This window comes from Amycolatopsis sp. NPDC104863 (assembly GCF_055582965.1).
Genome location: NZ_JBVJOW010000001.1, coordinates 1258253 through 1269793 on the forward strand (window position 1 = coordinate 1258253; position 11541 = coordinate 1269793).

10 protein-coding genes are annotated in these 11541 nt (G+C 71.8%); 5 read left to right on the forward strand and 5 right to left on the reverse strand.

The features are described 5' to 3' along the window. The first annotated feature begins 14 nt into the window (after window positions 1-14). Window positions 15-1205 (forward strand): DNA polymerase IV, encoded by a 1191-nt coding sequence (gene dinB, locus ACZ63J_RS05520; RefSeq protein ID WP_465408477.1) that lies wholly within the window; start codon window positions 15-17, stop codon window positions 1203-1205. A gap of 12 nt (window positions 1206-1217) precedes the next feature. On the opposite strand, the gene ACZ63J_RS05525 is transcribed toward dinB, so the two are convergent. Further along, window positions 1218-2111: a class I SAM-dependent methyltransferase gene (locus ACZ63J_RS05525; protein WP_465408479.1), complete on the reverse strand. Its 894-nt coding sequence runs from the start codon at window positions 2109-2111 to the stop codon at window positions 1218-1220. A gap of 218 nt (window positions 2112-2329) precedes the next feature. Between ACZ63J_RS05525 and ACZ63J_RS05530 the strand changes: the two genes are divergently transcribed. The 3 genes from ACZ63J_RS05530 (at window position 2330) to fdhD (ending at window position 5948) form a co-directional block, all read left to right on the forward strand. After that, window positions 2330-2740 carry a histone-like nucleoid-structuring protein Lsr2 gene (locus ACZ63J_RS05530; RefSeq protein WP_465408481.1) on the forward strand — a complete coding sequence of 137 codons (411 nt, stop codon included), beginning with the start codon at window positions 2330-2332 and terminating at the stop codon, window positions 2738-2740. Window positions 2741-3802: 1062 nt separating this feature from the next. After that, window positions 3803-5113: an OFA family MFS transporter gene (locus tag ACZ63J_RS05535; RefSeq protein WP_465406950.1), complete on the forward strand. Its 1311-nt coding sequence runs from the start codon at window positions 3803-3805 to the stop codon at window positions 5111-5113. Between the two features lies 1 nt (window position 5114). Further along, a complete protein-coding gene (gene fdhD, locus ACZ63J_RS05540) occupies window positions 5115-5948 on the forward strand; it encodes a formate dehydrogenase accessory sulfurtransferase FdhD (protein WP_465406948.1) in 834 nt (277 codons plus the stop codon). Here fdhD and ACZ63J_RS05545 read toward each other — a convergent pair. From ACZ63J_RS05545 to sucC, 4 genes are read right to left on the reverse strand one after another with little or no spacing between them, the layout of a single operon-like run. Further along, complete coding sequence (locus tag ACZ63J_RS05545; RefSeq protein ID WP_465406947.1) at window positions 5936-7138, reverse strand: LysR family transcriptional regulator; 1203 nt, start codon at window positions 7136-7138, stop codon at window positions 5936-5938. The two genes, fdhD and ACZ63J_RS05545, sit on opposite strands and share 13 nt — an antisense overlap. Beyond that, a complete protein-coding gene (locus ACZ63J_RS05550; protein WP_465406945.1) occupies window positions 7138-7488 on the reverse strand; it encodes a beta-class carbonic anhydrase in 351 nt (116 codons plus the stop codon). Before ACZ63J_RS05550 ends, ACZ63J_RS05545 begins: the two co-directional genes overlap by 1 nt. Beyond that, window positions 7488-8369 (reverse strand): succinate--CoA ligase subunit alpha, encoded by an 882-nt coding sequence (gene sucD / locus ACZ63J_RS05555; RefSeq protein ID WP_465406943.1) that lies wholly within the window; start codon window positions 8367-8369, stop codon window positions 7488-7490. The genes ACZ63J_RS05550 and sucD overlap by 1 nt, the downstream gene beginning before the upstream one ends. Before the next feature lie 3 nt (window positions 8370-8372). Next, on the reverse strand, window positions 8373-9518 hold the full coding sequence (sucC, locus tag ACZ63J_RS05560) for an ADP-forming succinate--CoA ligase subunit beta (RefSeq protein ID WP_465406941.1): 1146 nt from the start codon (window positions 9516-9518) through the stop codon (window positions 8373-8375). Window positions 9519-9804: 286 nt separating this feature from the next. On the opposite strand from sucC, the gene ACZ63J_RS05565 reads away from it, so the two are divergent. Further along, window positions 9805-11541 (forward strand): thiamine pyrophosphate-binding protein, encoded by a 1737-nt coding sequence (locus ACZ63J_RS05565; protein WP_465406939.1) that lies wholly within the window; start codon window positions 9805-9807, stop codon window positions 11539-11541.

Sequence of the window (11541 nt, forward strand, 5' to 3'; positions counted from 1 at the left end):
CGAACATATGTTCTATGACCGACGAGGGGCCCATCCTGCACGCCGACCTCGACTCGTTCTACGCGTCGGTCGAGCAGCGCGACGATCCGGCGCTCAAAGGACGGCCCGTCATCGTCGGCGGCGGGGTCGTCCTGGCCGCGAGTTACGAGGCCAAGGCCTACGGCGTGCGCACCGCGATGGGCGGCGCGCAGGCCCGCCGGCTGTGCCCGCACGCGGTGGTCGTGCCTCCGCGGATGTCGGCGTACCTGGCCGCGAGCCGGGCGGTGTTCGAGGTCTTCCACGACACCACGCCGTGGGTGGAAGGCCTTTCCATCGACGAGGCGTTCCTCGACGTCGGAGGGTTGACCAGGATCGGCGGACGGCCGAGCCGCATCGCCGAACGGCTGCGCGCCGCCGTCGCCGAGCGGGCCGGGCTGCCGATCACCGTCGGGGTGGCCCGGACCAAGTTCCTCGCCAAGGTCGCCAGCCGGGTGGCCAAACCGGACGGCCTGCTGGTCGTCCCGCACGACGGGGAGCTGGCGTTCCTGCACCCGCTGCCGGTCTCGGCCCTGTGGGGCGTCGGCAAGGTGACGACGGAAAAGCTGCACGCGCGGGGGATCCGGACGGTCGGCGAGCTGGCGACGTCCGAACAGGTCGACCTGATCGGCATGCTCGGCCGGGCGTCGGGTGGGCACCTGCACGACCTGGCGCACAACCGCGACCCGCGTCGTGTGGAGACGGGTCGGCGGCGCCGGTCGATCGGCTCCCAGCGGGCCCTCGGGCGCGGCCGGCGGACCCCGGCCGAGCTCGACGTCGTCCTGGTGGCGCTGATCGACCGGATCGCCCGCCGGCTGCGTGCCGCGCACCGCGTCTGCCGGACGGTGACGCTCCGCCTGCGGTTTGCCGACTTCACCCGCGCCACGCGCTCGCAGACGCTGCCCGAGGCGACCGCCGGCACCGGGGTGCTGCTCACCGCGGCGCGCGAACTGCTCGTCGCGGCGCTGCCGCTGATCGCCGACCGCGGGATCACGTTGCTGGGAGCGTCGTTTTCGAACCTGGCCGACGACGACCCGTTCCAGCTGTCGCTGCCGTTCGAGCGGCAGCGGGCGACCGAGCTCGACACCGCGCTGGACGCGGTGCGGGACCGCTTCGGGAAGACCGCGGTCACCCGGGCGGTGCTGCTCGGCCGTCCGGACGACTTCGAAGTGCCGATGCTGCCCGATTGACGGCGAACGCGGTCAGCGTCCGCCGATTCCGGGCCGTGCGGGAATGCGCGCGTGGGCCAGCGCGGAAAGCGCGGCGGGCCGCAGCGCGTCGGTGCGGTTCCACAGTGCCGGGTCGACGCTGCCGCGCTGTCCGGTCAGTTCGACGACTTCGAATCCGGCGTCGCCCAGGAGTGCGGCCATGGCGGTGGGGGAGAGGAAGGTGCGCCACGGCTCGCCCTGTTCGGCCGCCATCGGCGCGACGGCTTCGGCGTAGGCGTTTCCGGCCGCGTCGCGCAGTTCCGGGGGCAGCAGGTGGTCGGTCACGATTTCCGATCCCGGTGCGAAACCGCCGAGATCCGTCAATGTGGCGAGAATCGCCTTCCGCGTCAGGTACATGGTGACACCGAGCCAGCTGACGAACACGGGGCGGAACGGGTCTAGTCCACTCTGGACGAGCCGTTCCCGGAGCGAATCGGCTTCGAAGTCGACCGGGACGAAGGTGACCGACGCCGGCTCGGCGATCCCGGCGGCGGCGAGCAGTTCCCGTTTGACGGCCTGGGTCGCCGGGTGGTCGACCTCGAACACGCGGAATCGTCCCCGCGGGTCCCGATAGGCGAACGAATCGAGCCCGGCTCCCAGAATCACATACTGGTCTATACCGGAATTGGCGGCCGCGAGCCGCTCTTCGGTGAACCGGCTCCGGCACGTCGCCTGGGCGCGGGCGCCGGCGAGGACGGGATGGGTGCCGTGAAGCCGGTGATATGCCAGGAGTTCCTCGGCGTGGTGCCCGAGCAGACGGGCGGCGAGGGTGTCGGAGAAGAGGGCCGGCGGCGCGTCGACCAGCAAATGTGCCGCTCGCGCGGCGGCGGCGGTGAAGGCGGTGCGGCTGGCACGGGGAGCAATACCGGGAAAGTCGGCGGTCGTCATGCCGTCACGGTACCGATTTGATTTCAAGCATATCACAAAAACAAATATTCGACAAGATCGCGCGCATTTCGGCTCGGTTGCGGTCACCCTGGACCCGGGCGACCCGCTCGCCCGGGCGGCCATTGTGGACGCTTCACGGGTGTCGCGCGTGCCGGACGTGATTCGACAGGTTAGGGTCTGTCCGACCGTGTTCTGGAGAAGATGAGGAACGACCAACCATGGCGCAACGGGTGCACGTCGAGATGGTGGACGATCTCGACGGAAGTGACGCTTCGCAGACCGTCCCCTTCAGCCTCGACGGGGTGCAGTACGAGATCGACCTGTCCGAAGACAACGCTTCCGCGCTGCGCGACGAGCTGGCCCGCTACGTCGGCGCCGCGCGCCGCATCGGTGGTCGCAAGGTCCGCCTCGCCACCGGGCAGTCGCTGTCCGGCACGTCGAGCTCGAGCACCGACCGCGAGCGCAACCGCCAGATCCGCGAATGGGCGCAGGCCAACGGCTACGAGGTCGCCGAGCGAGGCCGCCTCTCCAGCGAGATCATCGCGGGCTTCGAAGCGGACCAGGCGGCAGCGGCCGAGCCGGCCGAGGTCAAGCCGGCGCGCAAGCGCGCAACCCGCAAGAAGTCCTGACCCAGAACCGTTGCCGCGCAAGAGAGGCCGGCCCGGCGCGACCGGATTCCCGGTCCGCCCGGCCGGATCCCGCCGCCCGGGGGACGGCCGTTGCGATGGATGGCCCTTGGCGCGGTTCCTGCTGTCGGGCTAAGACTCGCGGCTGCCGGGGGGTCGGGCGGCTTCGGGTGGTTCGCGCACTTGGGGGAGTGGCGCGCGGTTTCCGCGCGCTCGGCTTGTGGTGATCCGTGGCGGACGGCCGGTGTCGCGGCGGCGGGTGGGTTCCTCGTGCGAAGTAATACCGCGGCTCGCGGTGATTCGCGCCGGGCTACCGGCGCGCGGCTGGGCTGCCTTCGCGAGAGCCGAGTCGAGGCGGGCGACGCTGTCGCCGCCGTGGTGGGTTGTTTCGCGCGTGAGGTGATTCCGCGCGCCCGCCCTGAACTTTGCCGCGCCCCGGCGCCGCTGTGGCGAGTGGTTTCGCGCGTCAAGTGATACCGCGCGGCTCGCCGTGATCCGCGCTGGACCACCGGTGCGGAGCGGAGTTTCGTCGTCTGCGAATCTCTGCGATCCCCGCCTCCGGGCGAGCGGCTTCCGTGATCGCCCTTCGAAGCGTTCGAAACCAACGGCCGGTGATCCCCGCCGAGCCCGGAGAATCTCACCGGATGTCGCGGCTGCGCGTCAAGATCCGCCTTTCCCGTCCTCACTGACCCGGCGACGATCTTTCGTCGACTCTCCGGCGTCGACCGTCGCGGGGCGTGACCGTTTTTGCTGGTGCGTCCCCTGTGGCCACAACCGTCTCCGCCGTACGGTCCGCAACCGGACATTTGCCGGGTGGCAAAAGCTTGTCGGAGGGTGGCTCCGATGGCCAGACTGTCAGGTGCTCCGCGCGGCCGGTACCGCGCCGGAGCACCGGCCCGGTGGCCGCCTCCTCCCTCGATGGCCACCGGGCCGCCTTCCTCCTCCGAAGCGAGCCGCCAGCGCGGCCGTTCGGGCATTTCTGTAGACAATCGACCGCGACGAGCGCACACTCAGACTACTCCATACTGCATACAATCTTCAGTACGGTCTGAGGAGGCGGTCGTCATGACCGAGGTCCGCGAGCTCCGGGACGTCTACGGACGGCACTACCGCGTCGGGGAGTCCGACCGGGAGCTGCTCGGCCGGCCGCGGACCTGGATCACCTGGCTGGCCGCGGCGGCCATGCTCGCCGCCGGGGTGCAGCAGTACGGCTTCGGCGCGATCGTCCCGGCACTGAGCAAGGCGCACGGCTGGACGTTCGGCGGCATCACCGCGTCCCTCGCCGTCTGGGCGATCTGCCAGGCGGGAACCGCTTTCCCCGCGGCGTGGCTGCGCGAACGCGGCCTGCTCCCGGCGCCCGCCGCGATGGCCGCCGGGGCTCTGCTGTGCGCCGCGGGCCTGGTGACGCTCGGCCACGCGAACAGCCTGTTCGTCGTGTTCCTCGGGTACTCCGTGCTCGGCGGCCTCGGCACCGGCCTGGTCTACGCGACGTGCGTCGGCGCGGTGCTCGCGTGGTTTCCCGACCGCGCCGGCCCCCGCGCGGGCATCGTGAGCGGCGCTTTCGCCTACGGCAGCGTGCCTTTCGTCGTCCTCGCCGCCGCGCTGCCGGCCGCGCGTCCGGTGCTGCTGGACGTCACCGCCGCCGTGGTGCTCGTCGTGATCGCAGGGTGCGCCGCGCTCCTGCGGTACCCGCCGCGGCACTGGTGGCCGGAGACGCCCGAGCCGCGCGCCTGGGCCCTGGACCGCGCGCACAACCGGCGACCCGCGGTCCGGCACTACCGGCCGGCGGAGCTGTTCCGCTGCGGGACGACCCTCGCGCTGTACCTCGTGGTCGTGCTCGCCGCCGCGGTGCTGCTGTTCGACCTCGCCTACCTCGCGACGTTCGTCGCCGAGCGCAGCGGGCCCGGGCTCGCCGCGGCCGCGCTGGCGTTGCTCGCGGCGGCCACCGGCAGCGGCCGGGTGCTCATCGGCCGGCTCGCGGACCGGCTCGGCCGGCACCGCATCCTGCGGTTCGCCCTGCTCGCGGGCGGGATCGCGCAGTTCGTGCTCTTCTACTCCGGCGAGCACCGCCACGCCGTCGGGCTGCTCCTCGGCGTCGCCCTCGCCGGGCTCGGCAACGGCTGCTGCTACACACTCCTGGTCGGCCTGGTGCGCGAGTACTTCGGCGAAGAGTCGGCCGCGCAGAACTTCGGGATACTGTATTCCGCCAAGGCCGTCGGCGCGGTGGTCGGGATCGGGCTCGCCGCGGTCGTCGTCACGTCGCACGGGTTCCTCGGCGCGTTCGCCGCGGCCGGCGTGCTGAGCCTGGCCGGCGCGGTGCTGTCCGGGCGGCTGACCCAGCCGGGCCGGCCCAAGTCGCTGCTGCCGGCGGCCTGACATGGGGCGCATGACGAGCCGGCGCCGGGTGGTGCGCGTCCACGATGGCGCGCATACCGCGCGTCCGGACACGCTGACGGTCGAGGAACCGCTCGAGATCCGGGTCGCCGGGAAAGCGCTCTCGATCACGATGCGCACCCCGGGCGACGACTTCGACCTGGCCGCCGGTTTCCTCGTCGGCGAAGGCGTGGTGCGCGCGGCGACGGACATCCATTCGATCCGCTACTGCGCCGGGACCACCGCGGACGGCGGCAACACCTACAACGTGCTCGACGTCGTGCTCGCGGCCGGTGTCGCGCCGCCAGACGCGTCGGTGGAGCGCAACTTCTACACGACCTCCTCCTGCGGCCTGTGCGGCAAGGCGAGCCTGGACGCCGTGCGCACGACGGTCACCTGGCCGGTCGACGCGGACCCGTTCGTGACCGACCCGGCGACGCTGTCCGGGCTGCCGGACGAGCTCCGCGCGGCCCAACGGGTCTTCGACCGCACGGGCGGCCTCCACGCGGCGGGCCTGTTCGATGCCGACGGGAAGCTGCTGTGCCTGCGCGAGGACGTCGGCCGGCACAACGCGGTGGACAAGGTGGTCGGCTGGGCGACCTGCGACGGCAAGCTCCCGCTCTCGGGGACGGCGCTGATGGTCAGCGGGCGGGCGTCGTTCGAGCTGGTGCAGAAGGCAGTGATGGCCGGGATTCCTTTGCTGGCAGCGGTTTCCGCGCCGTCGTCGCTGGCGGTGGACCTGGCCGCCGAGCTCGGGCTGACGCTGGTGGGCTTCCTGCGCGGCACATCGATGAATGTATACAGCCGACCGGACCGCCTGGGTCTTCACCCGAGCTGAGCGACGACGGCGGCCACAGCGGGGGAGAGGCCGGCCCGATGCAGGGCGGCGAGCTGCCACAACGGCGGCTGCGCGAACCGCCGCACGGTGAGATCCGGAAACCGAGCGGCGGCGGAAGCGGGGAGCACACAGGCGGCAAGCCCAGCCCGCACCAGCCCGGCGGCGACGGCGGGATCGTCGACTTCGAGCGCGACCCGCCGGTCGGGAAACGCGCGGTCGACGGCTTCGCGGATCGCCCAGCCCGGCGGGAAGTCCACAAGGGACAGCCCGGACAGATCCGCGGGGGCGGACCGCGATCCGCCAGGGGCGGTGGCGAGGACAAGTTCTTCGCGGGAGAGCGGGGTGGTGGCAAGGTCGGGGGCGGTGCCGTTGGCGAGGGGGATGGCAGGCTCGCGGTTTGCCCGGTCGGGTCTGGCCTCGGACTCGGGAGTTGCTGCTGTGGCGTTCCCGGATCTCGTGGTGCCGTTGGCGAGGAGTGCGGCAGGCTCACGGTTTGCCCGGCCGGATGTGGCCTCGGATTCAAGAGTTGCCGCTGCGTCGGTCCCGAACCTTGTGGTGCCGTTGGCGAGGGGGATGGCAGGCGCCCGGCCGGGTGTGGCCTCGGACTCGGAAACCGCCGCTGCGGCGGGCGCGGACTCCAAGCTGGCGGCTTCCGCGGCAAACCCGCGGCTCGCGGTGCGGCCCGGCGCGAGAGCAGGCCCAGCCGCAGAGGCGCCGAGGCGAGCGCCATCGACGGGTCCAGCCTCGGCCACCACGCCATCCACCGCCGTCAACACCACGTCCACTGTGGACTCCGCCAACCCCCGCCGCCCCTCCTCGTAACCCACCTGCCGAACCTCCACCATCAGCCCCGGATGCGCGTTCCGCACCGCCACCAACAGCCGCGCCCAATCCACGAGCAACCCCGGGCACACCCCCACCCGCACCGTCCCACCCACCGGCGACACCGCCGCCCGGGCCCGATCCGCTGCCTCCAGGGCCGCCCGCGCGGCGGGCACGAAAGCCTCGCCGGCGGGCGTCAGGACCACCCGATGCGTCGTTCGATGGAACAACGCCGTGCCCAGATCGCGCTCCAGGGCCCGGACCACTGTGGATACTGTCGACTGGACCGTCCGCAACCGGTGGGCGGCCGCCGTGAAGCCACCCTCCTCGGCTACCGCCACCACCACCGCCAGCTGCCTCAGGTCCATCACGGCACCTCGGCCGGCTCGCCGGTCCGCTCGGACAGCACGAACCCCCGCACCGCCTCCGTGTGCGGCAGGAACGGCGACGCCCGCAGCCGGGCGATGCACTGGCGGACGTCCTGGGCCGGGTCCGTGAACGTCTCCGCCGCCCAGCCGGGCCGGATTCCCGTCGACGACTCCAGCCGCCGGGCGAACTCCGTGTCGGTGAACTTGCGCATGCCGCAGTCGTCGTGGTGGGTCAGCACGATCTCGCGTGTGCCCAGCAGGTGCTGGCTCACCGACAGCGACCGGATCACGTGCGCGTCACCCGCCTTCAACCCCAGCACCGCCGGCTTCAGCCGCGGGACCGCGGACATCAGCCGAGCACCTCGCGCACCAGCGCCGCCGTCTCGCTCGGGGTCCCGCCGACGCGGATGCCGGCCGTCTCCAGCGCCGCCTTCTTCGCCGACGCCGTGCCCGACGAGCCGGAGACGATCGCGCCCGCGTGGCCCATCGTCCTGCCCTCCGGCGCGGTGAACCCGGCGACGTACCCGACGACCGGCTTCGACACGTTGGCCCGCACGAACTCCGCCGCCCGCTCCTCGGCGTCGCCGCCGATCTCGCCGATCAGCACGATCAGGTCCGTCTCCGGGTCCTTTTCGAACGCCTCCACCGCGTCGATGTGCGTCGTCCCGATGATCGGGTCGCCGCCGATCCCGACACACGTCGAGAACCCGATGTCCCGCAGCTCGTGCATGAGCTGGTAGGTCAGCGTGCCGGACTTCGACACCAGCCCGACCCGCCCCGGCCCGGTGATGTCGGCGGGGATGATCCCGGCGTTGGACCGGCCCGGCGAGATGACGCCCGGGCAGTTCGGCCCGATGATCCGGGTGCGCCCGCCGGCGGCGACGGCGTGCGCCCACAGCCGCGCGGTGTCGTGCACCGGCACGCCTTCGGTGATCACCACGGCGAGCCCGATGCCCGCGTCGACCGCTTCGATCACGGCGTCGGCGACGAACGGCGGCGGCACGAACAGCACGCAGACGTCGGCGCCGGCCGCCGTGATCGACTCCGCGACGCTGCCGAACACCGGCAGTTCCGCAGCGCCGATCTCGACCCGCTGCCCGGCTTTGCGCGGGTTGACCCCGCCGACGACGTTCGTCCCGGCGTCGAGCATCCGCCGCGTGTGCTTGGCGCCCTCGGAGCCGGTCATGCCGGAGACGACGATCCGGCTGGTCTCGTCCAGGAAGATGGCCACGGCTCAGACCTCCGCGATCGCGAGCTTCGCCGCCTCGCGGGCGGCGTCGTCCATGGTGGCCACCACGGTGACCAGGGGGTGGGCGGCGTCGGCGAGGATCCGCCTGCCTTCGGTGACGTTGTTGCCGTCGAGCCGGACGACCAGGGGCTTGCCGGCGCGGGAACCCAGGAAGTCCAGCGCCCGCACGATCCCGGTCGCGACGGCGTCGCACGCGGTGATGCCGCCGAACACGTTGACGAACACACTGCGCACCTGCGGGTCGCCGAGGATCACCGTGAGCCCGGCGACCATCACCTCGGCCGAGGCGCCGCCGCCGATGTCGAGGAAGTTCGCCGGCCCGCGCGCGCCGGCTTCCGCGGCGGCCGCCGCGACGACGTCCAAAGTGGACATGACGAGGCCGGCGCCGTTGCCGATCACGCCGATGTCGCCGTCGAGCTTGACGTAGTTGAGGCCCTTCGCCCGCGCCTCCCGTTCGAGGGGGTGGCCCTCCTGGGTGTCGTCGAACGTCGAAACGCGGCGGAAGGAAGCGTTGTCGTCCAGGGTGATCTTCCCGTCGAGCGCGACGATCCCGGTCGACGTGCTCGCCAGCGGGTTCACCTCGACCAGCGTGCAGTCCTCGGCGACGAACACCGCCCACAGCTTTTCCACGACACCGGCGACCTCGGCCCGGACGTCGGCGGGGAAGGCTGCAGCCACGACCGCCGCGTCGACCCCGGCGAGCGAGTCGACCGGCACCCGGCGCAGCGCCTCGGGCTGGGTGGCCGCGACCTCCTCGATGTCCATGCCGCCTTTGACCGACGCCATCGCGAGAAAGGTGCGCCCGGCGCGGTCGAGCAGGAAGGAGACGTAGTACTCCGCGGCGATTTCGCTGGCTTCGGTCACCAGCACCCGGTGCACGGTGTGGCCCTTGATGTCCATGCCGAGGATGTCGTCGGCGGCCTGCTCGGCGTCGTCGGCTGTATGCACTACGCGGACACCGCCGGCCTTGCCGCGCCCGCCCGTCTTCACCTGGGCCTTCACCACGACCGGGTCGCCGAGGGAAGCGGCCGCGGCCCGGGCCGCGGCGGGATCCGCGGCGACCCGGCCGCGGGGGACCGGCACGCCGTGCTTTTCGAAGAGGTCACGGGCTTCGTGTTCGAAGAGATCCATGCGGGAGCGTCCTTTCCGCGGCGGGGCAGGGCAAGGAGATCCGCCGTGTCCGGGCACGCGGTGGTGGTCCGCGGGGGCCGGATCGAAGCCCGGGAAAAACCCTGCGGATGGCCCTGGACACGGGCTGCTTGAAGAGTGACTATATGCCTACCCCATACGGTATGCAATCTACAGTCTGCCGCTGAGAGGCCGCTGACCTCGGCGGACGGGGGAGCGGCACCGAGCGGACCGGGAACCGGAGCGCCGGATCGGACAGATCCGGTGGCGGACCAAGAGGAGTTGAGCAATGGCGCTGACAACGACCGGCACGACCGCGGGGGAGAGTGCCCGAGCGACGAACGGCGCCGAGCCCGCGCCGGCCGAGATCTCCGGCGGGCACCTCGTGGCCAAGGCCCTCAAGGCCGAGGGCGTCGACACGATCTTCACCCTGTGCGGCGGGCACATCATCGACATCTACGACGGCTGCGTCGACGAAGGCATCCAGGTCATCGACGTCCGCCACGAGCAGGTCGCGGCCCACGCGGCCGACGGGTACGCGCGGATCACCGGCAAGCCCGGCTGCGCGGTCGTCACCGCCGGTCCCGGCACGACCGACGCCGTCACCGGCGTCGCGAACGCCCTGCGCGCGGAGAGCCCGATGCTGCTCATCGGCGGCCAGGGCGCGCTGACCCAGCACAAGATGGGGTCCCTGCAGGACCTCCCGCACGTGGACATGATGGCGCCGATCACCAAGTTCGCCGCCACCGTTCCGCACACCGCGCGCGTGGCCGACCTCGTCTCGATGGCCTTCCGCGAGGCCTACGCCGGCGCGCCCGGACCGTCGTTCCTGGAGATCCCGCGTGACGTCCTCGACGCGCGCGTGCCGCTCGAGAACGCGCGGATCCCCGAAGCCGGACGGTATCGGGCGTCCACCCGCAATTCCGGCGACCCCGCCGACGTCGAGAAGCTCGCGGACCTGCTGGTGCACGCGAAGAAACCGGCGATCCTGCTGGGCAGCCAGGTCTGGACGACGCGCGCCACCGAGCCGGCCGTCGACCTGGTGCGCACGCTGAACGTCCCGGCGTACATGAACGGCGCCGGCCGCGGCACGCTGCCGCCGGGCGACCCGCACCACTTCCAGCTCTCGCGCCGCTACGCCTTCGACAACGCCGACGTGATCATCATCGTCGGCACCCCGTTCGACTTCCGGATGGGCTACGGCAAGCGGCTGTCGAAGGACGCCACCGTCGTGCAGATCGACCTCGACTACCGCACGGTCGGCAAGAACCGCGACGTCGACCTCGGCATCGTCGGCGACGCGGGCCAGGTGCTGGCCGCGGTGGCCGAGGCGGCGTCCGGACGCGCCGACAACGGCGCCGTCGGCCGCAAGGCCTGGCTCGAAGAGCTGCAGGCCGTCGAGGAGAAGGCGAAGCAGAAGCGGCTGCCGCTGCAGCACTCCGACGCGAGCCCGATCCACCCGTACCGGCTCGTCCACGAGATCAACGAGTTCCTCACCGAGGACTCCATCTACATCGGCGACGGCGGTGACATCGTCACCTTCTCCGGCCAGGTGGTGCAGCCCAAGTCGCCCGGCCACTGGATGGACCCCGGTCCACTCGGGACACTCGGTGTCGGGATCCCCTTCGTCATGGCGGCGAAGCACGCGCGCCCGGACAAGGAGGTCGTCGCGCTCTTCGGCGACGGCGCCTTCAGCCTCACCGGCTGGGACTTCGAGACGCTCGTGCGGTTCGACTTGCCGTTCGTCGGGATCGTCGGCAACAACTCGTCGATGAACCAGATCCGCTACGGCCAGGCCGCGAAGTACGGCCTGCCGCGCGAGCGCGTCGGCAACACCCTCGGCGACGTCCGCTACGACGAGTTCGCGCGGATGCTCGGCGGGTACGGCGAAGAGGTCCGCGACCCGGCCGACATCGCGCCGGCGCTGCAGCGGGCCCGGGAGTCGGGCAAGCCGTCGCTGATCAACGTCTGGGTCGACCCCGACGTGTACGCCCCCGGAACCATGAACCAGACCATGTACAAGTGA